Raw genomic sequence first — 22,251 nt, 5'->3', positions numbered from 1 at the left:
GGCTCCGAAGGGTCGGTTTTCATCTGTGGTTGCCTGTAATATAGAAACCCCAAAGACAGGCGACAAGGACCAGCCGCTATGCGCGCGTCATTTGCCTCTGATCCGGCACAAACCATGGGACGGCGCGTGCAGGAAGAGGAAAGTACATTTCGCTCCTGCTTTCAGCGGGATCGGGACCGGATCATTCATGCCAGCGCCTTCCGGCGTCTGAAACACAAAACCCAGGTTTTTGTGGAGCATGAAGGCGACTATTACCGCACCCGTCTGACCCATTCGATCGAGGTGGCGCAGGTGGCGCGGACCATCTCGGGCGCTTTGGGGCTGAACGGAGAGCTGACCGAGGCGGTCGCGCTGGCCCATGATCTGGGGCATACGCCCTTTGGTCACACGGGCGAGGATGCCCTCCACGCGTTAATGGCCCCCTATGGCGGCTTTGATCACAACGCGCAGGCGATCAAGATCGTGACCTCGCTGGAACGGCATTATGCGGAATTCGACGGGTTGAACCTCACTTGGGAAACCCTTGAAGGCATTGCGAAACACAACGGGCCTGTCGTGGGGGAATTGCCGCATGCCCTGGCCGGTTACAACGCCCTGCATGATCTGGAACTGGACACCCACGCCAGCGCAGAGGCGCAGGTCGCGGCGCTGTCTGATGACATTGCCTACAACAACCACGATCTGCATGACGGGCTGCGGGCCGGTCTGTTTACCGAAGATGAAATCGCCGAATTGCCAATGATTGGTCCGGCCTACGCTGCGGTTGATCAGCTTTACCCCGATACAGACAGCTACCGGCGGCGGCACGAGGCGCTGCGCCGGGTGTTTGGGGTGATGGTGTCTGATGTGATCGACACCTCGCGGGAACTGTTGGCAGCATCGGGGGCTGCGTCGGCCCGTGACATCCGGCATCTGGGCCGCCCGGTCATCCGGTTTTCGGATCCTGTCTGGGCCGATCTGCGGCAAATCCGGGCGTTCCTGTTCAAACGCATGTACCGCGCCCCATCAGTGATGCAAAAACGCGCCGAAGTGACCAAGGTGGTTGAGGATCTGTTCCCGCTGTTTTTGGCCCAGCCCGAACTGCTGCCGCCCCATTGGGCCCGGCAGGTGGCCGATGCCAGTGGCGATGCGACCGCGCTGGCGCGGATGGTATCTGACTACATCTCCGGCATGACCGACCGCTTTGCGCTTGGCGAACATCAACGTCTTTTTGGCCGCCAAGACCCCGCCTGATTGACTGCGCCTTCCCAAGTGGTACATGGGCGGTGAACAAGGAAAACTGACATGAATATCTTTGCCGAAATCCGTGGGCTGATCATTGCCACGTTGGACCAGATGGTTGCCGAAGGGGCTTTGCCCGATGGGCTGAACTTTGACCCGATCACCGCAGAGCCGCCCCGCGATGCCGCCCATGGCGATATGGCGACCAACGCCGCGATGGTGCTGGCCAAACCGGCCGGTATGAAACCGCGTGATATCGCAGAGGCGCTTGCGGCACGTTTGGCAGATGATGCGCGGATCACCTCCGCCGAAGTGGCCGGGCCGGGCTTTTTGAACCTGCGGCTTGCGGCGTCGGTCTGGCAACAGGTGGCAGCAGCTGTCTTGAACACTGGCACTGATTTTGGTCGGGGTGCACTGGGGCAGGGGCAGAAGGTGAATGTTGAATATGTATCGGCCAATCCGACCGGCCCCTTGCATGTGGGTCACACACGCGGTGCGGTCTTTGGCGATGCGCTGGCCTCCCTGCTGGATTTCGCCGGTTATGACGTGACGCGGGAGTACTACATCAATGACGGCGGTGCGCAGGTCGATGTGCTCGCCCGGTCCGTGTATCTGCGGTATCTTGAGGCGCACGGGCAAGAGGTGGCCTTCCCCGAGGGGACGTACCCCGGTGATTACCTGATCCCTGTGGGCCAAACCCTGAAGGACAAGGTTGGTGACGCCTATGTGGACCAGGACGAAAGCGTCTGGCTGGCCGAGGTGCGCGAATTTGCAACCGAACAGATGATGGATCTGATCCGGGCCGATCTTAAAGCGCTTGGCGTTGAGATGGATGTCTTCTATTCGGAAAAATCCTTGTATGGCACGGGCCGGATTGAGGCCGCGCTGGAGGATCTGAAATCCAAGGGTCTGATCTACGAAGGCGTGCTGGAGCCGCCAAAAGGCAAAAAGCCCGAAGATTGGGAGCCGCGGGTGCAGACCCTCTTCAAATCCACCGAACATGGGGATGATGTGGACCGTCCGGTGATGAAATCCGATGGCGGCTGGACCTATTTTGCGCCCGATATCGCGTACCACTATGACAAGGTGCAGCGCGGTTTTGATGCGCTGATCGACGTGTTCGGCGCCGATCACGGTGGCTATGTCAAGCGGATGAAAGCGGCGGTTTCGGCGCTGTCTGACGGCAAGGTGCCGCTGGATATCAAGCTGACGCAGTTGGTGAAACTCTTCAAGAACGGCGAGCCGTTCAAGATGTCCAAGCGGGCAGGGACATTTGTGACCCTGCGCGACGTGGTGGACAGTGTCGGGCGGGACGTGACCCGCTTTGTGATGCTGACCCGCAAGAACGACGCGATGTTGGACTTTGACTTCGACAAGGTTCTCGAACAAAGCCGCGAAAATCCGGTGTTTTACGTGCAATACGCCCATGCGCGGGTCTCCTCTGTGCTGCGCAAGGCCGCCGAGGCGGGCATTGATGTGTCCGAAGTTGCGCTCAAGGGCGCTGATCTGGGCAAATTGGACCACGAGGCCGAGTTGGGCGTGCTGCGCAAACTGGCGGAATGGCCCCGTTTGGTTGAAACCGCCGCCCGCACCAATGAGCCGCACCGCGTTGCCTTCTACCTTTATGAATTGGCCGGTGACTTCCATGGGCTTTGGAACCGGGGCAATGATGTGACTTCGCTTCGGTTCATCCAAGAGGATGATACGCAGACGTCACAGGCAAAAATTGCCCTCGCCCAGGCCGTGGCGATTGTAATTGCGGCAGGTCTTGGTATTCTTGGGGTCAATCCGGCGCAAGAGATGCGATAACGCACCAGCGCGCCTTGAACAGGCAACCCAAGATCAGCCCCGCAGGGCAATGTATTCTGCGGGCAGTGAGGCAGACATGGCAGATTTTACGTCCTCTCCCGCATCGGGGGATTACGCAGATGAATCCGCATCCATCTACGTGACGGAACAGCCCGTTAACGCACTGACAACGTTCACGAATGTGGCGGGTGCTGTGGTGTCCTTGGCGCTTGTCATCGGGATCGGGGTTTGGGGGTACAAGTTGCTTGTGCGCGATGTGTCCGGCATTCCTGTGGTCCGCGCTGTCAGCGGCGAAATGCGCGTGCGCCCCGAAGAGCCGGGCGGCGTTTTTGCCCAACATCAGGGTCTGTCCGTCAACGAGGTTGCCGCCGAAGGCACCGCCGGCCGCCCCGCGGATGAGCTGCGCCTCGCCCCCGCTGCGCTGGATCTTGCCGATGAGGATCAGGTGATCACGGCGGCAATGGTTGCACAGGTGCCACAGGCCCCGATTGAAGCTCCCGCCGCGCTGAGCCCTGAGGCTGCGCAACCTGCGCTGGACGTTTCCGCCGCGCTGCAATCTGGGAATGTGGATGATCTTGTCGCGCAACTGACCGAAGGGGTTGCGCCACTGTCTGATCAAAGTGATGCTGCGGCCAAGCCAACCGAAATCGCAGTGAAAAAGGCCGTGGCCGAAGTGCAGGCCGCGGAAAAGAAACTGGCGGCGGTTCTGGATGCGCCCGGCGTGCGGCATTCGTTGCGCCCGCGCAAGCGGCCCGCGAATATGCCGGAGATCGTGCCTGCCTCATTGGCCCCGGCAGCGCCGCAGGAAACCCAAGACATTGATCCCGCGACCTTGCCCGCTGGCACCCGTCTGGCCCAGTTGGGCGCGTTCGACAGCGCCGAAGTGGCCCGCGAACAATGGGACCAGATCAAGGGCCGCTTTGGCGTTTACCTTGAGGGCAAAAGCCGCATCGTTCAAAAGGCCACCAGCGGTGGCCGCGTGTTTTACCGCCTGCGGGCGATGGGGTTTGAAGACATTGCCGATGCGCGGCGGTTCTGTTCGGCATTGGTCGCTGAAAACGCCGATTGTATCCCCGTGGTGACACGCTGATGGGGTTCGGGGCGACCATCCTTGATGCCGAAGGTCTGCGGCTGACCGACGAAGAAAAGGCATTTTTTCGAGATGCCAACCCCTTCGGCTTTATTCTGTTTGCCCGCAACATCGAGAGCCCGGACCAACTGCGGGCGCTTTGCAGTGACATGCGCGAGGCCGTGGGCCGCGATGCGGTGATCACCATTGATCAAGAGGGTGGCCGCGTACAGCGGATGCGCGCGCCGCACTGGCGTGAATGGCAACCGCCGCTGGAATTTGTCGCCCTTGCGGGCGACCGCGCCGAAGAGGCGATGTATCTGATGTACCGTACCATTGCCCATGAGCTGCGCAGCTGCGGGGTGGATAGCAATTGTGCGCCAATGGTGGATATTGCCGGGCCGCAGACCCATCCGTTCTTGCGCAATCGCTGTTATGGCAGTGATCCTGAGCGGGTGATCAAAGTGGCCCGCGCGGCGGCCAAGGGGCTCATGGATGGCGGTGTCCTGCCCGTGGTGAAACATATGCCGGGCCATGGCCGCGCCACGATGGATAGCCATTTTGATCTGCCATTGGTCGAGGCGCAGATCGCCGATTTGCGCCGCAGTGATTTCGCCCCCTTCAGGGCGCTCAACGATCTGCCAATGGGGATGACCGCGCATCTGGTTTACGAGGCATTGGATTACCGGCCCGCAACCTTGTCGCCGAAGGTCATGCATCTGATCCGCGAAGAGATCGGTTTTGACAATCTGATCATGACCGATGACATCTCGATGAAGGCGCTCAGCGGCACGCCACCTGAAAATGCCGCCGCTGCCATCGCGGCGGGCTGTGATGTGATCCTTTACTGCAACGCGCCATTGCCGGACCGTATCGCCGTCGCCGAAGCGGCGGGCGAAATGACAGCCGCCGCCCAAACCCGCGCCGAGCGGGCGCTCAAGATGCGCAAAACACCCGAAGATATTGACATTTCCGCCCTTGATGCGCAGCTTGAGACGCTTCTGGGCGGGGCATCTCATGGCTGACACCTCACTATTCGAAGAAGACGCGGTATCGGTTGCGGATCGGCTTGCTGCCGAGGCGCTGATTGTGGATGTCGACGGCTTTGAAGGGCCGCTGGACCTGCTGCTGTCGCTCAGCCGCACGCAAAAGGTCGACCTGCGCAAAATCTCCGTTCTGCAACTGGCGCGGCAATATCTGGCCTTTGTGGAAAAGGCCAAGGCGCTGCGGCTGGAACTGGCGGCGGATTATCTGGTGATGGCCGCCTGGCTGGCGTTTTTGAAATCGCGCCTGCTGTTGCCGCCCGATCCGGACGAAGAAGGCCCGTCCGGCGAAGAACTGGCCGCGCATCTGGCGTTTCAGCTTGAGCGGTTACAGGCGATGCGCGATGCCGCTGCCCGCCTGATGGCACGGGACCAGTTGGGCCGTGATTTCTTTGCTCGCGGTCAGACCCATGAGGTCGAACAGGTGCGGCGCGTGACCTATACGGCGACCCTGCTGGACCTGATGCAGGGCTATGCCCGGATTCGCACCCGCGATGATTTTCGCCCCTTTGTGATGGACCGCGAGGCGGTGTTTACGATGGAACAGGCGCTGGACCGGATGCGCGGGCTGATCGGCTATGCGGGCGATTGGTCGGATCTGACCAGCTATCTGCCGGAAGGCTGGGAAAGTGATCCGGTGCGGCGTCGCTCTGCCACGGCATCGACCTTTGCGGCATCGCTTGAACTGGTAAAGGAAGGCCACCTGGAAATCCGGCAAACAGAGCTGTTTGCGCCGATCCAGTTGCGCAAGAAGGAATAAGACGTGGCCGAAGACAGCCCAGACATCGAAGAAAGCCTGTTTGAAGCGCCCCCCATGGCCGAACAGGAACGCATGATCGAAGCGGTGCTGTTTGCCACCTCTGATCCGATCACGCTGAAGGAATTGACCGCGCGAATGCCGCATGGCTGTGATCCGGCCGAGGCGATGGTGCATCTGCGCAAACGGTACGAAGGGCGCGGCGTTCAGGTGGTGCGTGTGGGCGACGGTTATGCCATGCGAACAGCACCGGACCTTGGATTCTTGATGCAAAAAGAAACAGTTGAAGTGCGCAAGCTCAGCCGTGCCGCGATCGAGACCTTGGCGATTATTGCCTACCATCAACCCGTGACACGGGCCGAGATCGAAGAAATTCGCGGGGTTTCCGTCTCGCGCGGGACCGTGGATCAACTGCTGGAACTGGAATGGATCCGCTTTGGCCGCCGCAAAATGACGCCGGGGCGCCCGGTGACATTTGTGGTCACGCAGACCTTTCTCGATCACTTTGGCCTTGAGAATGCACGCGATCTGCCGGGGCTCAAGGAACTGCGTTCTGCCGGTTTGCTTGAGAATCGTCCACCGCTCGGCACATTACCGACGATGGGCGAGGATGCGGAAGAGGATCCGGAGGCCACCGAGGGTCAAAGCGAGCTTTTTGAGGATTAACCGCCGCTTTGCCTGAAAAACGACAGATTTAACGCTATGTTAAGCTGCGAGGCAGAAAAGGGTCAGTCCATGAACCAGATTATCAACATGATCATTCGGCAGGTGATGCGCCAGTTGATCAACCGCGGCGTCAGCGCGGGATTCGATCAGGCCAGCAAGATCGGCAAAGGCAAGGGCGCCGGTATGGATGAGGAAACAAAGCCGCAAATGACAGGGGCGGAACGCCGCGCCCAGCGGCAGGCGCGTCAGTCAATGAAGGCGATGCGCCGGATCAGTAAGTTCTGATCTTTGGCCCTGCGCGGGCCATAAACGGCTGTGGTTCAGGGGCTTTTGAAGTGTTTTGACAGCTTCAGACCTTGGCCCTGATAGTTTGACGCCAGATCCGCGCCGTAAAGCTGGGTCGGCGGTTCGGCCATGCGTTCATAAACCAAGCGTCCGACGACCTGTCCATGCTCCAGCACGAAGGGGGCCTCGTGGCAGCGGACCTCAAGCACGCCGCGCGAGCCTGCGCCGCCTGCATCTGCATAGCCAAAGCCGGGGTCGAAAAAGCCCGCGTAATGCACGCGAAACTCACCGACCATTGCCAAAAACGGTGCCATTTCAGCAGCATAGTCCGGGGGAATGGTCACTGCCTCGCGGCTGACGAGGATGTAAAACGCACCGGGATCGAGGATAATCTGGCCGTTGTCGCTGTGAACCTCTTCCCAGAAATCGGCGGGCGAATAGTGGCTGATATTGTCCAAATCAATCACGCCGGTGTGCGGTTTCGCACGGTAGCCGACCAGCGTCGTGCCCGGCAGGCGCAGATCAACGGAAAAGCCCAGACCCTCGTCAATCACCGCCTCGCCATCCACCAGTGGGGTTTTGCCGTGCAGGTCGCGCAGGGCGGCATCGTCGAGCACGGCATCGCCGCGGCCAAAGCGGATTTGGTTCAGGCGCATGCCGGGCCGGACCAGCACCGAAAAGGAGCGCGGGCAGATTTCCGCATAAAGCGGGCCGGTATAACCCGGCGCGACGCGGTCAAATTCCGTGCCGCTGTCGGTGATGGTGCGGGTCAACAGATCCAGCCGCCCGGTTGAGCTTTTGGCGTTGGCAACGGCGGTCACATCCTTGGGCAGGTTCAGCGATTCCATTAAAGGCACAACGTAAACACAGCCTTTTTCCAGCACGGCGCCCTCGGTCAGGTTGACCTGATGCATCTGAAATTCGTTCAGCCGCTCGGCCACGGTATTGCCTGCACCGGCCAGAAACGAGGCCCGAACACGGTACGCAACGGTGCCGAGGCGCAGATCAAGGCTGGCAGGTTGGATCTGTTCTGGGATCACCGCAGGAGATGCGGTGATGGCGCCGTTCTTGATCATGCCGGAGATATGCTGGTTCGGGATCACGCCGTTCATTGCGCCGCTCTTTCTTCAAAAACAAACGCCCGCGTCCCAAGGGCGCGGGCGGTTTGATGTTGTGTTGGTCGGGCTAGCAGGACTCGAACCTGCGACCTTCCGTCCCCCAGACGGACGCGCTACCAGGCTGCGCCATAGCCCGACTTGAGGCGGTTCATACCTGATCTTGCCGCTGGTGCAAGAGGGAATTGCCACCGATTGCATGGGTTTAGTCTTTTGGTCCGGCGCTTGCACCGCCGCGCCTGCTGGCGGCCATCGAATCGCGCAAGGCTGTGAGCCTTTGCAAAAGCGGTGCGGCAAGGCGGGCCTGATCTGGCGTGAGGCGCTTGGCGCGAAACGCAGCGCTCAAAACGGCGGGGCTGGCTTCGATCTGGTCCTCCGGTGTGATCGGAGGTCCGTCAATGATCCGGGGTTTGGGTGCGGGCGGCGCGGCCTCTGGCTCTGGTGTGGGCTCGGGTTCGGCAGCTTGCGATACGGCTACGGGTGCTTGCGGAGGCTGTTCCTCGGCCGGCGGGGATACCTCTGGTGCGGCGGGCGGATTGTCGCTGGCCTTGGGCGCTTCCGGCGTCAATGGACGGCGCAAGAAGTCCGGGATGGCGGCAGCGGCGGTTTGCTCTGGCGTCGGTCTGGGCCGGTCTGTTTCAGCACCTTCCTGCGGAGCGTTTTCAGTGTCGCCGGACGCGGCCACTGGCGTTGCCTCTGATGCGGGGTTTTTGGCGGACTGGTCATCGGCAGCAAGCGGCGCTTGTGGTGCGGCAGGGGGTGGCGGTGCCGGACTGTCCGACCTGTCCGGAACGGCGGGGGGTGGCGGTGCGCTGTCCTGGGCGGACGGCGTTGCGTCAGTTACATCTGGCGGCGCCGGTGATTGCGCTTCGGGCTGGTCATCCGCTGGCGTGGCGGCGGGATTGGCCGGCGACTGCGCCTCTTCATCCATCGCTTGAACTTGACCGGATGTTTCTTTTTTATCAGTATCTTCGGTGCTTATCTTGATGTCATCTTCGGGAGATTTCGTCTCAAAGCTCAGCACCACGCCTTTGGGTTCTTCGGCAATGGTCACAGGCACTTCGGCCTGTTGCAAGACGCTGGTGTCTTCGCCAATTTGCTGCAATGTCAGCTCATCCAGGGGCGGTGACATTTCTGCGACATGGCTCATGCCTTCTTCGCGCAGGATCTTTTGCACGCCTTTGATCGTCAGGCCGTCTTCGTGCAAAAGTTGTTTGATCCCGCCCAGAAGCATCATGTCGGCAGGCCGGTAATACCGCCGTCCACCTGCGCGTTTGATCGGTTTGACCTGCGTGAATTTGCTTTCCCAAAAGCGCAGCACATGGGCCTGAATGCCCAGCCAGTCTGCGACCTCGGAAATGGTGCGGAATGCGTCGGGCGATTTGGCCATCAGATCAGGACTTGTTCCCGTCCGCGACCCGGTCTTTCATCAGGTGCGATGGGCGGAAGGTCAGCACGCGGCGCGGGTTGATCGGAACCTCTTCACCGGTCTTTGGGTTGCGGCCGACACGGGCGGTTTTGTCCCGCACGGAGAAGGTTCCAAAAGACGAGATCTTAACCTGTTCACCGGCCACCAATGCATCGGACATATGGTCCAGAACGGTTTCAACCAGCTGTGCGCTTTCGTTGCGTGACAGACCGACCTCGCGGAAAACCGCCTCGCTCAGGTCCATACGCGTTAAAGTCTTATTCGACATTCCATCCCCCATGTTTTGATCAACATAGGCCGTTGGGAAATTCGGAGTCAATATCAATGGCTTGCAACGCATGATTGAGTTGCATTTTTTTGGTCCTGATCTCAGGCGTTTACCAGCGCAGAACCACGGCGCCCCAGGCCAGCCCGCCGCCGATCGCCTCTGTCACGATCAGATCGCCCTGCTTGATCTGGCCACGGTTACGGCCCACAGACAGGGCCAGCGGAATGGAGGCGGCTGAGGTGTTGCCGTGATCCTGAACGGTGACAACAACCTGCTCCATCGGGAGGTCCAGTTTTTTTGCAGTGCCTTGAATGATCCGGATATTGGCCTGGTGGGGCACGATCCAGTTGATCTCGCTTGCACTGACGCCCGCACGCTCCATTGCGGTTGTGGCGGTGGCTGCCAGTTTGGAGACCGCATGGCGAAACACCTGATTGCCCTGCATCCGCAGATATCCTGTGGTGCCAGTGCTCACGCCGCCATCCACATAAAGCAGGTCGCGGTAACGACCGTCTGAGTTCAAATCCGTTGACAGGATGCCGCGATCTGCGGGCGTGCCTGCGCCGTCCTGCGCTTCGAGCAGCAATGCGCCTGCGCCATCGCCAAACAAGACGCATGTGGATCTGTCGGTCCAGTCCATGATGCGGCTGAAGGTTTCGGCGCCAATCACCAGCACGCGCTTGGCCTGGCCTGAGATGATCAGGGCGTTGGCGTTGCTGAGCGCATAGACAAATCCGGCGCAAACGGCCTGCACGTCAAAGGCAAAGCCGCGGGTCATGCCCAATTCGGCCTGTACCATGGTTGCGGTGCTGGGGAAGGTCAGGTCAGGGGTGGATGTGGCCACGATGATGGCATCGACGTCATCTGCGACCAGTCCTGCGTCCTTCAGGGCCGCTGTGGCAGCGGCTGTTGCCATATTGGAGGTGGTTTCACCCTCAGCCGCGAAATGGCGGCGTTCGATCCCTGAACGGCTGCGAATCCATTCGTCGTTGGTGTCCAGCGTTGCTTCAAACTCGACGTTTTCAACAACACGTTCAGGCAGGTAGTGGCCGCAGCCGATCACAACAGCGCGCAGGCTCATCAGGGTTATTCCTCAGTCGGTAGTGTGGCAGCGACACGGGCTGCCAGCTTATCGTTGAACTGGTTCTCTGACAATTGTGCCGCCAGTTTGATGGCCGCCGAGACGCCTGTGGCATCGGCGGAGCCGTGGGATTTGACCACTGTGCCATTGAGACCCAGAAACACCCCGCCATTGACGCGGCGCGGATCGATCTTCTTGCGCAGGCGCATCAGGGATGGATAGGCCAGAAGGGCGGCCAATTTGGACAGGATGGAATGGTTGAACGCCTCGCGCAGGCGCAGGCTGACCAGGTTTGCCGTACCTTCGCCGGTTTTGATTGCGACGTTGCCGGTAAAGCCGTCGGTGACGATCACATCCGCCACATTGCCCGAAATATCACCGCCTTCAACAAAGCCGACAAATTCAAAGCCTGCTTCGGTTTCGCGCTGTCGAATCAGATCATAGGCTTCCTTGAGCTCGCTGCGGCCCTTGTGTTCCTCGGTGCCGACGTTCAGCAGGCCAACGCGCGGGCGCGGCAGGTCCATGCCGTTGCGGGCGTAGGAAATCCCCATCAGGGCAAAGCGCATCAGATCATCGGCGTCTGCCCGCACATCGGCGCCCACATCCAGCATGACATTGAACCCATGCGGATTGGAGGAGGGGTAGAGGACCGCAATCGCGGGACGGTTTACACCGGGCAATTTGCGCAGGCGGATCATCGAGATGGCCATCAAGGCACCGGTGTTGCCGCAAGACACGGCCACAGCCGCCTCGCCGGAGCGGACCGATTCAATGGCAGACCACATCGAGGTGTCCTTGCCGGTGCGCACCACTTGGCTGGGCTTGTCATCCATCGTGACAACGCCGCTGGCGCCGCGAATTTCGCAACGCCCGGACAGTTCGGGTCGTTTCGCCACCAAAGCGGTCAATTCGGCCGCGTCGCCGTGCAAAATAAAGCCGATGTCGGAATTCAACTTTGCAGACAAAGAACACCCGGCAACTACAGCTGCCGGGCCTTGATCACCCCCCATGGCATCCACGGAAATGAGGGTGTGTCTGGCTTTCGCTTTGTTCTGATCGGTCTGGGCCGTCATGACTGCGAATGCCTTATATGATCTGCGAACAGAGGATGAGCGCGCTTATGCTGCGTCGTCTTCCAGATCGATCTCGTCGGTCAGCGCGACAACTTCGTTGTCGTTGTAGTGACCGCAAGATGCGCAAACGTGGTGTGGGCGTTTCAGCTCACCACAGTTGGAGCATTCGTTTGGATTCTCTGCGGAGAGCGAATCGTGTGCGCGGCGGTTGTTGCGGCGCGACTTGGAAACTTTATTCTGCTGGACAGCCATGTCTGGTGCCTTTGTCATTCGGGGGTCGGAGCCAAAATGCGCTGGCCGGACCCGTGTTTCATCTATCCCCTGATCGGGCGTGACGCCGCTTTAGGCCCAAGGCCCCGCAATGTCCAACCTTAATTGGGGTGAGGGCGGCAAAATACTGCGAAATTGTGACGATGCAAGCCCGTAATTCGGCCTGCGCGATCTTGCGCTAGTCCTCATCCTTTTCCAACTGTCCCTTCAGTGCGGCCAGGCCGGCAAAGGGCCGGGCGTCCTCGTCCGTCATCGGGGCATGTCCGGGTTTTGTATATACCATCTGGCCCAATTCTGCATCGCTTTTGCGCGGATAATCCGGCACAGCAAGGGCCAATGCCTCCATCATCACCATGGCCGGATCAATCCATTGGCCAAGGGCTTCGGTGCTGTCGTCTTCGGGCATTTCTGCCTCGGCTTCTTCGATGTCTTCATAATCGCTGACAAAATGCCGGGTCACATCCACGTCAACGCGAGTGGTCACAGGCTCCAGCGTGACAACGCAGGGCTGTACCACGGTGGCGCCAAGGCGGGCCTTGAGGGTCCAGTCGGATTTGCCTTGGGGGGCTATGACGCCCTCAAAGGCCAGCTTGCGCAGGGCGCTGAGGTCCAGTTCCTGTGCAATCAGATCGCGCTGCGGTGCATCTGGGCGCAGGGCAAAACTGTTGTCAGCGCTTTGCGACAGCTCTGAAACGCGAAACGCGGTGTCACTGGGAGGGGTGCGAGACATGGCAAGCCTTCTTTCGTTTCTTGAAACCAAGGGGCTCCTTGGTGTATGCGGAATAAAAGCCAGAACATCCAAGGGCAAGAGGGCAGACCACATGCGTAACAAGAGCCGCGCCAGCATTATGGCAATTCGGGCTGCATCCTTTGGCTTGATCCTTGCCCTCGGGGCCTGTGCCGCCAAATATCAGAACCATGGATATATCCCACCAAAAGAAGATCTGGACCAGATCACGGTTGGTGTCGATACCCGCGCATCTGTCGCGGAAAAGATCGGCACGCCAGCCTCTGCGGGGGTTCTGACCAACTCGGGCTATTACTACGTGCGTTCGCGCAAACGCGCCCTTGGCCCGCTTGCCAACCGCGAGATTGAGCGTGAAGTCCTCGCCATCAGCTTCTCAGACGCAGGCATTGTGCAGAACATCGAACGGTTCGGCCTCGAAGACGGGCGAGTTGTCCCGCTTGAGCGGCGCGTGACCTCCTCGCCCGTCAGCAACAAAACCTTCCTGCGTCAGCTCTTGGGCAGCATTGGCCGGATCACGCCTGCCGGGTTCAACGGCTGATTCTTTCGGTCATGTTCCGGTTACGTTTTGTGGTCTATCATCGGGCCGTGCAACGCTGATCGAAAGAGGCTGGCATGATCGTGCTTGAAAAAGGCAGATATACAGCGCGTCAAACGGATGACCCGTCGGATATCGCCGCGGCGCAAGCGCTGCGGGCGCGGTGTTTTGGTCTGGATATACCTGCGGACCGCGATGCGTTTGATGCCAAAAGCGTTCATATCCTGCTCGAAGACACCGCAGATGGCAGTTTGGTCTGCTGTTTCCGGCTTTTGCCGCTGCAAGGGTGCGATCTGCCATCGTCCTATGCCGCGCAGTTCTATGAGCTCAGTGCGCTTTCCTCATATGACGGGTTGATGATGGAGGTGGGGCGGTTTTGCGTTACGCCGGATCGCACGGACCCGGACATCCTGCGCCTCGCCTGGGCGGCGATGACTGATTATGTGGACAGCCAGGGCGTGGGTATGCTGTTTGGCTGTTCTTCTTTTGCCGGGGTCGAAACGGCGCAATATCTGGACGCTTTTGCCGTGCTCAGGGCGCGGCATTTGGCGCCGAAACGCTGGCTGCCTCAAATCAAAGCACCGAATGTATTCCGTTTTGCGGCCAAGCTGCGCCGCAAGCCGGATATGAAGCAGGCCATGCTGCGAATGCCCCCCTTGCTGCGCAGCTATTTGATGATGGGCGGCTGGGTCAGCGATCATGCGGTGGTCGATCACCAGATGAACACGCTGCATGTTTTTACCGGGCTGGAGATCGGGGCGATTCCAGCGGCGCGCAAACGGCTTTTGCGGGCGCTTGTCTAGCCCGGAATAATCGGGCAGGGGCAATTGACCTTGGCGCTGCTGACCGATAGCTGGCTGCCATGGCACGCGCACCTCTTTTACAACTGAATGAAATATCGCTGACCTTTGGCGGCGATCCTGTGTTTGACGGACTTTCGCTGGTGATACAGCCGGGGGACCGCGTGGCGCTTGTCGGGCGCAACGGGTCGGGCAAATCCACCTTGATGAAGGTTATGGCCGGGTTGGTCGAGGCCGACCGCGGCGATGTGATTGCCGGGCCGGGCGTCAGTGTCGGCTATATGGAACAGGATCCGGATCTGAGCGGGTTTGAGACCTTGGGCGAATTTGCCGCCCACAGCCTTGATCCGGGTGAAATGTACAAAGTGGAACGCGCGGGCGAGGGGCTCAAGTTTGATCCCGCACGCCCTGTGGCCACGGCCAGCGGCGGCGAACGGCGGCGGGCCGCCTTGGCACGCCTGATGGCCGAAGAGCCCGAATTGATGCTGCTGGACGAGCCAACCAACCACCTTGATATCGAAGCGATTGCCTGGCTCGAACAGGAGCTGAAGAACACCCGCACCGCCTTTGTAATCATCAGCCACGACCGCGCCTTCCTGCGAGAGCTGACCCGCGCGACCCTTTGGATCGATCGCGGCATGGTACGCCGGCAGGAGAAAGGCTTTGCCGCTTTTGAGGCGTGGCGCGACACCCTGTGGGAAGAAGAGGACATGCAGCGTCATAAGCTGAACCGCAAGATCAAGGCGGAGGCGCGTTGGGCGGTTGAGGGTATCTCGGCGCGGCGCAAGCGCAATCAGGGTAGGGTGCGGGCGTTGCAGGATCTGAGGGCGCAGCGGGCGGCGCAGATCAATCGTCAGGGCACCGCTGCGATGGAACTGGACGCCGGTCCCAAATCCGGTCGCAAAGTGATCGAGGTGGCGGGGCTAAGCAAAGGGTTCGGCGACAAGACCATCGTCAAGGATTTCTCGCTGACGGTGCAACGCGGCGACCGGATCGCGCTGGTTGGTCCCAACGGCGTGGGCAAAACCACCTTGCTCAATATGCTGATCGGCCGCGAAGAACCGGACAGCGGCACGGTGAAACTGGGCACCAATCTGGAACTGGCGCTGTTTGATCAGGCGCGGGCGCAGCTTGATGGCGATATGACGCTGTGGGAAAGCCTCACGGGTGATCCAGACATGCGTGTGTCGGGCAAGGCCGATCAGGTCTTGGTGCGCGGCAACCCCAAGCATGTGGTTGGATATCTTAAGGAATTTCTGTTTGATGAGGCGCAGGCACGGGCACCCGTGCGCTCCCTCTCGGGTGGCGAAAAGGCGCGGCTCTTGCTGGCCAAGATCATGGCGCGGTCCAGCAACCTGTTGATTTTGGACGAACCGACAAACGATCTGGACGTCGAAACGCTGGATCTGTTGCAAGAACTGCTGGGCAATTACGACGGCACCGTGATCCTTGTCAGCCACGACCGCGATTTTCTGGACCGTGTTGCCGCCACCACCATTGCGATGGAGGGCGGCGGCAAGGCCACGGTCTATGCCGGGGGCTGGAGCGATTATCTGGCGCAGCGCGGGCAGGACGATTTTGCCCAAAGCGTGTCCGAGACCAAGAAAGCCGCCGTGGCACGGCCCAAGCAAGACAAAGCCAGCAAAAAGGGGCTGAGCTTCACCGAAAAACACCGGCTTGAGGCATTGCCCGCGGAACTGGAACGGTTGGAGGCCGAGATCGGCAAGCTTGAGGAATTGCTGGCAGATCCTGATCTGTTCACCCGTGAGCCGGTCAAATTCAGAAAAGCAACCGAGGCCTTGGTGCAGCGTCAGGAGAAACTGGCCGCTTCCGAGGAAGAATGGCTGGAACTTGAGGAAAAGGCGGCCGGTTGATCAGGCCCAGGGCCGCCAGCGCAACCATGTGCCGCCGGTCCGCACCATTTCTGCGCCGCTGCGCAGTTTGAACCGGTTCAAGCCCGGCGTACGCGGGTCCAGCAGCCCCAGATCAATCTCTTCAATGCCGCGCTGCGCCAGATCGCAAAAGGCCCGCCACATCAGCAGGTTATGGGCGCAATGCGCCTTGCCCCGCGCGGTGGTGTGACCGATGTGATAGCTGGCCCGCCCGCCGTGGGACAAAAACAGCATATGCGCGACGGGTTGCCCCTTGAGATTGGCGGTGAACAGATGGGTCTGCTCTGGCGCAGCCTTGGCAAAAGCGGCGGTCAGGGGGGCGGGCCAATGTGCATATCCGCGCGCTCGTGCCTGCGCCGCCTCTCGTCGCAAGACGGGATGATCCGGGTCGGCGGGCAGATGGCTATGCCGCAATTTCAACGGCCCAGCTTCGGCGCGTTTCAACTGATTGCGCCACTTGCAGTGCAACCTGTCCCGCAAAACCTCCGCAGAAGGCCGCAGATCAACCTTCGCGATCGTTTGGGGCCGGTGCAGTCGTAGCGCCCGCGGGCGGTGCCATGGCCGCTCCGGTGACAAAACCAGCGGCAAGCGCTGCACCCCGGCGGCCTTCAACTGTTCGATCAGATCGTCGGGTGGCAAGGCGCGGGGCAGCATCAGGACGGGCATGCCAAAGAACCGGCGTTTGAGCAGAACTGTTCTATCCGGCAACACAATCGGATTTTGCCCACACAACCGCAGCGCCGCCACAAAGGCGGGGTCTTGCAGCAAGGCGTGTGTTGAAGGGCGGGCCGCATCGAACATGCGCCGGATTAAGCCCGCCCATGGTTAATTTGCGGTTAGCACGCTTGTGGTCAGCGTTTGTCACCCTGCGAACAGGTAATCCGAAAAAGGGTTGCACTGCTCGATGAATACCGAAGATCGCTGGCAGGACATTTTCTGCGCCGCTCGAAATGCCCCATCATCTTCTGGGCCTGTGCAACTGACGGGATCGGCGTGCCCGCGTGGGTTACGATGCCGACTTCATAAAAGGTCTTACTCCGCCCGGCTTTGCGCGATTTCGTGGCAAAGGCGTGGTAGCCGCCCTCTCCGATATAGCGGGTTTTTATGTCGAACGGGATCAGTGCCTCCCCGCGACAGACCGCCTGAGCAGTTTGCGGTCTCACAAGCTTTGCAAGGGACTTTGGCAGACAATTGGCCAATCCCGGTGTCGCGGACATGCACAGGCCCGCGACCAGGCCAAGGTTAACCCAATTTTACAAGCGCATGGCGTTTTTTCCCGGCGGAGAGTTTTATGGGGCTCGACAGGGCAGCCGCGTCAATCATCAGGCCAGCATTGGTCAGCGGGGCGTCATCCAGTTTGGCACCGTTCTCTGCGATCAAGCGCTTGGCCTCTTTGCCAGAACCCGCCAGGCCGGATTTCACGATCAGTTGCACGATAGAAATGCCATCGCCCAGCTCCGCCGGCGACAGGGTCAATGTCGGCAGATCGTCGCCCACACCGCCCTTTTCAAACACCTCACGTGCCGTCGCCTCTGCCGCCTGTGCGGCCTCCGCACCATGCAACAGCGCCGTGACCTCATTGGCCAGCCGCACCTTGGCTTCGTTGATCTCGGACCCGGCGAGGGCACCCAGACGGTCACATTCATCCACCGGCAGTTCGGTATAAAGCTTGAGGAACCGGCCCACATCGGCATCGGTCGTGTTGCGCCAGAACTGCCAGAACTCATACGGCGACAACATATCGCCATTCAGCCAGATCGCGCCGGCCTGGCTTTTGCCCATCTTTTTGCCATCCGAGGTGGTCAGCAAGGGCGACGTCAGGCCATAGACCTCACCGTCAATCACCCGTCGGGTCAGGTCGATCCCGTTGACGATATTGCCCCATTGGTCCGACCCACCCATTTGCAGGATACAGCCATAGCGGCGATGCAATTCCATGAAATCATAGGCTTGCAAGATCATGTAGTTAAATTCGAGGAACGACAGGCTTTGCTCTCGGTCCAACCGCGACTTGACGCTTTCAAAGCTCAGCATCCGGTTGATCGAGAAATGCCGGCCGATGTCACGCAGAAAATCGAGGTAGTTCAACCCGTCCAGCCATTCGGCATTGTTGATCATCATCGCATCCGACGGGCCATCGCCATAGGTCAGATAGGCCGAAAACACCTTCTTGATGCCAGCGATGTTGTCGTCAATCTGTTCGGGGCCAAGCAGAGGGCGTTCATCGGCGCGGAACGACGGATCGCCCACCTTGGTTGTGCCGCCGCCCATCAAGGTGATTGGCTTGCCGCCCGATTTTTGCAACCAGCGCAGCATCATGATCTGGATCAGCGAGCCCACATGCAGCGATTTGGCAGTGGCATCAAAACCGATATAGCCCGGCTGTCCGCCCTTAAGCAGCGCCTCGTCAAGGCCCTGATAATCGGTGCAATCGGCGAGAAAGCCGCGCTCTTTCATCGTGTGGATGAATTCCGATTTGGGATGGTAGGTCATGATCACTTGCCTCGGGCTTGAATTGCGGGGCAATCTATAGGCGCAGAGCAGTCAAAGGAAAAGGCCATGAATAAGGCCATCGGAAAAACAGGCCCGGTTGTGGCATTGGGGGCGATGTCCGGCACCTCACTGGACGGGGTGGACGCGGCGGTGCTGACCACCGACGGGCATCAGATTTTGGGGTTCGGGCCAAGCGGCTATCGCCCCTATGGCCCCGGCGAACGCGCCACCATTGCCGCAGGATTTGGCAAATGGTCGGGGGACGAGGTCGAGGCGGCAGCAAAGGTGGTCGAAGCCGCCCATCTAGAACTGCTTGCAGGTTTCGAAGGCGTTGAATTGATTGGATTTCATGGTCAAACTTTGGCCCATGCCCCGCGCCTGCAAGGCACATTGCAAGTCGGGAATGGCGCCGCTTTGGCTGATGTATTGGGTCTGCCGGTGGTCTGGGATTTCCGCAGCGCCGACGTGGAACTGGGCGGCGAAGGGGCGCCGCTGGCGCCGTTTTTCCACCATGCTTGCGCCCGCTGGGCCAAGATGGACGCGCCCGTTGCCTTTCTCAATCTGGGCGGTGTTGGCAATCTGACATGGGTTGATCCCGCATTTGAAAAACCTCAGGCGGAAGGGGCGCTATTGGCATTCGACACCGGTCCCGCCAATGCGCCGGTCAACGACCTGATGCAATCGCGTCTGGATCTGGCCTTTGACGAAGGCGGCAGGATCGCCGCCAAAGGTCAGGTTGAACAGGGCGCGCTTGAGCTGTTTCTGGCGGAGCCATACTTTGCAAAGATGCCGCCCAAGTCACTGGACCGAAACGATTTTGCCGAGATGGTGGCGCTGGTGAACGAGCTGTCCGATGCCGATGCCGCTGCCACATTGACCGCCATGTGCGCCGCTGGCGTGGCCGAGGCGATGCAACATTGCCCCAAGCCGCCCACACGGGTTCTGGTGACGGGCGGCGGGCGCAACAATCCGGTGCTGATGCAGATGCTGGCGGTGAGTCTTGATTGCCCTGTCATGCCGGTCGAAGAGATCGGACTTGACGGTGATATGCTGGAGGCGCAGGCCTTTGCTTATCTCGCGGTGCGCGTGGCACGCGGCTTGCCCACGTCCTGTCCCGGCACCACCGGTGTGCGCGCGGCTGTGGGCGGCGGAACGGTCAGCTGGCCTTAACAAAGGGCTGTTCTGTTTGGCAAATACCCGGGGCTTTGCCCCGGACCCCAGAGGTTTAAGGGCCAAATGAAGAAAAAGGCGCTCTGGTCTTCATTTGGCCAAAAAACCTCCGGGGGAAGCGCCGCGCAGCGGCGATGGGGGCTGGCCCCCCATTTACCGCGGGATATCAAAATCCGGCGCGGCGAGGGTGAAGCCCGCAAACTCGAACCCCGGCGAAACGGTACAGCTGACCAAGGTGTAATCGCCAGTGGAACGGGCCGCCTGCCAATGGTTCTCCGGCACGATGATTTGTGGCGCACCTTTGGACAGGTCCGGTGTCAGCAGATGGTCTTGCGCTGGCCCTGTGTCGGTTGCTGCCATCGACAACACCAGCGGTGCACCTGCGTGATAGAGCCAGATCTCGGTTGCATCCACCCTGTGCCAATGGCTGCATTCGCCTGATTTCAAAAGAAAATAGATGCAGGTTCCGGTGGCGCGGCCCTCATTTGTCGCTGTCCATGTTTGTCGGTAATGTCCACCTTCGGGGTGCGGGGAAAGACCAAGGTGAGCGATAATCTGTTCGGCGGTCATGACAGTGCCTTCATCATCGACAGGTTGCAGGTGGTGGCATAGCCCATGGCCCGTTTGACACCGGGAAGCAGGGCGGCGCCGTTCATTGCGAAGGATAATTCGATCAGCCCCGCTTCGCCGTAAGCCTTCAGGACGTCTGCACGGGCATCGGGCGCGTCCTGTTTGCCTCCGACAACTGCATCTGTCAGGGCGATCACCGCGCCCAGCGGGCCGTCTGCCGTGCTGTTCAGGATCGCCTTGACCAAGGTTTTGCTGAGCCCGGCTTGCAGCGCCAGATTGATCTCGGCCTCGACGCAGGTGCCACAATCGGCGGCCAGGGCGCCGCGCAAGCGGGCGGCGTGATAGGCTTTTGCAGGGAGATGTTTGCGCGGATCCAGGAAACCAAAAACCTTGTTGTATCTCAACAACAGGCCAAAGTCTGTCTGTGCGATCTTGCGCACGTAATCAAATGTCACGCCGACACGTTTCTCGGCCTGTTTGACCATTGCTAAAGTGAGAGGGGTAAGAAATGCCATGATCTTGTCCTGTGTAATCCAGACACAGAGTGGCAGCGATCAGCAATTGCGCAAGGTGGCAAAAGCGACATTCCAGATCGAAGATTGACCGGGCGTGTAACCCGGTCAATCCGTTCGTTTGATTTACTTCAGAATGCTGCGCCCGGCATATTCAGCCGTTTCACCCAGCGATTCTGCGATGCGGATCAACTGATTGTATTTCGCCAGCCGGTCAGATCGTGCGAGCGATCCGGTTTTGATCTGGCCGCAGTTGGTGGCAACCGCCAGATCGGCGATTGTTGCGTCCTCTGTTTCGCCCGAACGGTGCGACATCACATTGGTAAACCCGGCCCGGTGGGCCATATCGACCGCCTTGAGCGTTTCGGTCAGGGTGCCGATCTGGTTGACCTTGACCAGCATCGAATTGGCGCTGCCACGTTCGATCCCGGTGGCAAGGCGGGCAGGGTTGGTCACAAACAGATCGTCGCCTACCAGCTGGATCTTGTCGCCCAACTTGTCCGTGAGGGCTTTCCAGCCGTCCCAGTCATCTTCGGACATGCCATCCTCGATGGAGATGATCGGATAGTCCGCAACCAGCGCCGCGAGATAGTCGACATTCTCTTCGCTGGTCAGGGATTTGCCTTCGCCTGCCAATTCATAGCGACCATTCTTGTAGTATTCGGTTGCAGCACAATCCAGGGCGAGGTGAATATCTTCCCCAGGCTTATACCCAGCCTTCTCGACAGATTTCAGAATGAAATCAAGCGCATCACGGGCAGAGCTGATGTTGGGTGCAAAACCACCCTCATCGCCGATGCCGGTCGAAAGGCCCGCGTCAGACAGTTCTTTCTTCAGGGTATGGAACACCTCCGCGCCCATGCGCACCGCATCGCGGATGTTGGTGGCGCTGACCGGCATGATCATGAATTCCTGGATGTCGATCGGGTTGTCGGCATGTTCGCCCCCGTTGATGATGTTCATCATCGGCACCGGCAGGATGCGGGCAGAGGTGCCGCCGACATAGCGATAGAGCGGCTGCGTGCAGAAATCTGCCGCCGCCTTGGCTGCGGCCAGCGAAACACCAAGGATGGCATTGGCGCCGAGGCGGGATTTGTTCTCGGTGCCGTCCAGTTCGATCATGCTTTCGTCAATCTCGACCTGTTCGGTGGCGTCGATGCCGACCAGCGCCTCGGCAATCTCGCCGTTCACGGCGGCGCAGGCTTCCAGCACGCCTTTGCCCAGATAACGCGATTTGTCGCCATCGCGGCGTTCTACGGCCTCATAAGCGCCGGTGGATGCGCCCGATGGCACAGCGGCGCGGCCCATGGTGCCGTCTTCGAGGATCACATCAACCTCCACTGTCGGGTTGCCCCGGCTGTCGAGGATTTCGCGGGCGTGGATGTCGATGATCGTGCTCATGGGCAATGTCCTTTTGGCTCAAGTCGAGTGCGTTTTAACGAGGC

The 22,251-nt window shown here is 60.0% G+C and carries 24 protein-coding genes and 1 tRNA gene; 11 read left to right on the top strand and 14 right to left on the bottom strand.

All coding sequences use genetic code 11. The features are described 5' to 3' along the window. Nucleotides 1-78: 78 nt before the first annotated feature. From JNX03_RS05590 to JNX03_RS05560, 7 genes are all read left to right on the top strand, one after another. Nucleotides 79-1,233, top strand: coding sequence for a deoxyguanosinetriphosphate triphosphohydrolase (locus tag JNX03_RS05590; protein ID WP_203211423.1), 1,155 nt, complete (start codon nt 79-81; stop codon nt 1,231-1,233). Between the two features lie 51 nt (nt 1,234-1,284). Continuing rightward, on the top strand, nt 1,285-3,030 hold the full coding sequence (gene argS / locus JNX03_RS05585; RefSeq protein WP_203211422.1) for an arginine--tRNA ligase: 1,746 nt from the start codon (nt 1,285-1,287) through the stop codon (nt 3,028-3,030). A gap of 76 nt (nt 3,031-3,106) precedes the next feature. After that, nucleotides 3,107-4,120 (top strand): SPOR domain-containing protein, encoded by a 1,014-nt coding sequence (locus JNX03_RS05580; RefSeq protein ID WP_231024151.1) that lies wholly within the window; start codon nt 3,107-3,109, stop codon nt 4,118-4,120. Beyond that, nucleotides 4,120-5,124, top strand: a complete 1,005-nt coding sequence (gene nagZ / locus JNX03_RS05575) for a beta-N-acetylhexosaminidase (protein ID WP_203212149.1) — start codon at nt 4,120-4,122, stop codon at nt 5,122-5,124. The genes JNX03_RS05580 and nagZ overlap by 1 nt, the downstream gene beginning before the upstream one ends. Next, a complete protein-coding gene (locus JNX03_RS05570) occupies nt 5,117-5,902 on the top strand; it encodes a segregation and condensation protein A (RefSeq protein WP_203211420.1) in 786 nt (261 codons plus the stop codon). Before nagZ ends, JNX03_RS05570 begins: the two co-directional genes overlap by 8 nt. Nucleotides 5,903-5,956: 54 nt before the next feature. Beyond that, nucleotides 5,957-6,565 carry an SMC-Scp complex subunit ScpB gene (gene scpB / locus JNX03_RS05565; RefSeq protein ID WP_203212148.1) on the top strand — a complete coding sequence of 203 codons (609 nt, stop codon included), beginning with the start codon at nt 5,957-5,959 and terminating at the stop codon, nt 6,563-6,565. Between the two features lie 69 nt (nt 6,566-6,634). Beyond that, complete coding sequence (locus tag JNX03_RS05560) at nt 6,635-6,850, top strand: hypothetical protein (protein WP_203211419.1); 216 nt, start codon at nt 6,635-6,637, stop codon at nt 6,848-6,850. 35 nt (nt 6,851-6,885) lie between these two features. On the opposite strand, the gene JNX03_RS05555 is transcribed toward JNX03_RS05560, so the two are convergent. The 8 genes from JNX03_RS05555 to JNX03_RS05520 all read right to left on the bottom strand — a co-directional run bounded on the left by JNX03_RS05555 (nt 6,886) and on the right by JNX03_RS05520 (nt 12,816). Then, nucleotides 6,886-7,962 (bottom strand): 2'-deoxycytidine 5'-triphosphate deaminase, encoded by a 1,077-nt coding sequence (locus JNX03_RS05555; protein WP_203211418.1) that lies wholly within the window; start codon nt 7,960-7,962, stop codon nt 6,886-6,888. Between the two features lie 65 nt (nt 7,963-8,027). Continuing rightward, nucleotides 8,028-8,104: transfer RNA gene (locus JNX03_RS05550), tRNA-Pro, on the bottom strand. Between the two features lie 66 nt (nt 8,105-8,170). Then, nucleotides 8,171-9,355, bottom strand: a complete 1,185-nt coding sequence (locus tag JNX03_RS20605) for a MerR family transcriptional regulator (RefSeq protein ID WP_231024150.1) — start codon at nt 9,353-9,355, stop codon at nt 8,171-8,173. A gap of 4 nt (nt 9,356-9,359) precedes the next feature. Continuing rightward, complete coding sequence (ihfA, locus tag JNX03_RS05540; protein WP_025049070.1) at nt 9,360-9,662, bottom strand: integration host factor subunit alpha; 303 nt, start codon at nt 9,660-9,662, stop codon at nt 9,360-9,362. A 109-nt stretch (nt 9,663-9,771) separates the two neighbouring features. Next, nucleotides 9,772-10,743: a beta-ketoacyl-ACP synthase III gene (locus JNX03_RS05535; RefSeq protein ID WP_203211417.1), complete on the bottom strand. Its 972-nt coding sequence runs from the start codon at nt 10,741-10,743 to the stop codon at nt 9,772-9,774. A gap of 5 nt (nt 10,744-10,748) precedes the next feature. After that, nucleotides 10,749-11,816 carry a phosphate acyltransferase PlsX gene (gene plsX, locus JNX03_RS05530; protein ID WP_203211416.1) on the bottom strand — a complete coding sequence of 356 codons (1,068 nt, stop codon included), beginning with the start codon at nt 11,814-11,816 and terminating at the stop codon, nt 10,749-10,751. Between the two features lie 45 nt (nt 11,817-11,861). Further along, nucleotides 11,862-12,068 (bottom strand): 50S ribosomal protein L32, encoded by a 207-nt coding sequence (rpmF, locus tag JNX03_RS05525; protein WP_025049072.1) that lies wholly within the window; start codon nt 12,066-12,068, stop codon nt 11,862-11,864. 196 nt (nt 12,069-12,264) lie between these two features. Next, complete coding sequence (locus tag JNX03_RS05520; RefSeq protein WP_203211415.1) at nt 12,265-12,816, bottom strand: YceD family protein; 552 nt, start codon at nt 12,814-12,816, stop codon at nt 12,265-12,267. Nucleotides 12,817-12,907: 91 nt separating this feature from the next. On the opposite strand from JNX03_RS05520, the gene JNX03_RS05515 reads away from it, so the two are divergent. The 3 genes from JNX03_RS05515 (at nt 12,908) to JNX03_RS05505 (ending at nt 16,043) form a co-directional block, all read left to right on the top strand. Beyond that, entirely contained in the window at nt 12,908-13,372 is a 465-nt protein-coding gene (locus tag JNX03_RS05515; RefSeq protein ID WP_203211414.1) for an outer membrane protein assembly factor BamE, read from the top strand. Nucleotides 13,373-13,446: 74 nt separating this feature from the next. After that, nucleotides 13,447-14,172 carry a GNAT family N-acetyltransferase gene (locus tag JNX03_RS05510; RefSeq protein WP_203211413.1) on the top strand — a complete coding sequence of 242 codons (726 nt, stop codon included), beginning with the start codon at nt 13,447-13,449 and terminating at the stop codon, nt 14,170-14,172. A gap of 59 nt (nt 14,173-14,231) precedes the next feature. Further along, the gene (locus tag JNX03_RS05505; protein ID WP_203211412.1) at nt 14,232-16,043 is read left to right on the top strand and encodes an ABC-F family ATP-binding cassette domain-containing protein; all 1,812 of its coding nucleotides are present in this window, start codon (nt 14,232-14,234) and stop codon (nt 16,041-16,043) included. On the opposite strand, the gene JNX03_RS05500 is transcribed toward JNX03_RS05505, so the two are convergent. The 3 genes from JNX03_RS05500 to tyrS are packed head-to-tail and all read right to left on the bottom strand — an operon-like array spanning nt 16,044 to nt 18,554. After that, on the bottom strand, nt 16,044-16,862 hold the full coding sequence (locus tag JNX03_RS05500) for a GNAT family N-acetyltransferase (protein WP_203211411.1): 819 nt from the start codon (nt 16,860-16,862) through the stop codon (nt 16,044-16,046). It lies immediately after the preceding gene. A 50-nt stretch (nt 16,863-16,912) separates the two neighbouring features. Continuing rightward, a complete protein-coding gene (locus tag JNX03_RS05495; RefSeq protein ID WP_203240785.1) occupies nt 16,913-17,278 on the bottom strand; it encodes a hypothetical protein in 366 nt (121 codons plus the stop codon). A 25-nt stretch (nt 17,279-17,303) separates the two neighbouring features. Then, a complete protein-coding gene (gene tyrS, locus JNX03_RS05490) occupies nt 17,304-18,554 on the bottom strand; it encodes a tyrosine--tRNA ligase (RefSeq protein WP_203211409.1) in 1,251 nt (416 codons plus the stop codon). Nucleotides 18,555-18,620: 66 nt separating this feature from the next. On the opposite strand from tyrS, the gene JNX03_RS05485 reads away from it, so the two are divergent. Next, nucleotides 18,621-19,724 (top strand): anhydro-N-acetylmuramic acid kinase, encoded by a 1,104-nt coding sequence (locus JNX03_RS05485; protein ID WP_203211408.1) that lies wholly within the window; start codon nt 18,621-18,623, stop codon nt 19,722-19,724. 153 nt (nt 19,725-19,877) lie between these two features. Here the strand turns inward: JNX03_RS05485 and JNX03_RS05480 are convergent, their stop codons facing one another. The 3 genes from JNX03_RS05480 to eno form a co-directional block, all read right to left on the bottom strand. Then, on the bottom strand, nt 19,878-20,294 hold the full coding sequence (locus tag JNX03_RS05480) for a cupin domain-containing protein (RefSeq protein ID WP_203211407.1): 417 nt from the start codon (nt 20,292-20,294) through the stop codon (nt 19,878-19,880). After that, nucleotides 20,291-20,809: a hypothetical protein gene (locus JNX03_RS05475; RefSeq protein ID WP_231024149.1), complete on the bottom strand. Its 519-nt coding sequence runs from the start codon at nt 20,807-20,809 to the stop codon at nt 20,291-20,293. Before JNX03_RS05475 ends, JNX03_RS05480 begins: the two co-directional genes overlap by 4 nt. Nucleotides 20,810-20,932: 123 nt before the next feature. After that, entirely contained in the window at nt 20,933-22,207 is a 1,275-nt protein-coding gene (eno, locus tag JNX03_RS05470) for a phosphopyruvate hydratase (RefSeq protein WP_203211406.1), read from the bottom strand. Nucleotides 22,208-22,251 lie beyond the last annotated feature (44 nt).

Source organism: Sulfitobacter mediterraneus, from assembly GCF_016801775.1.
Classification (GTDB): domain Bacteria; phylum Pseudomonadota; class Alphaproteobacteria; order Rhodobacterales; family Rhodobacteraceae; genus Sulfitobacter; species Sulfitobacter mediterraneus_A.
This window is presented reverse-complemented; position numbering and strand designations above follow the sequence as displayed.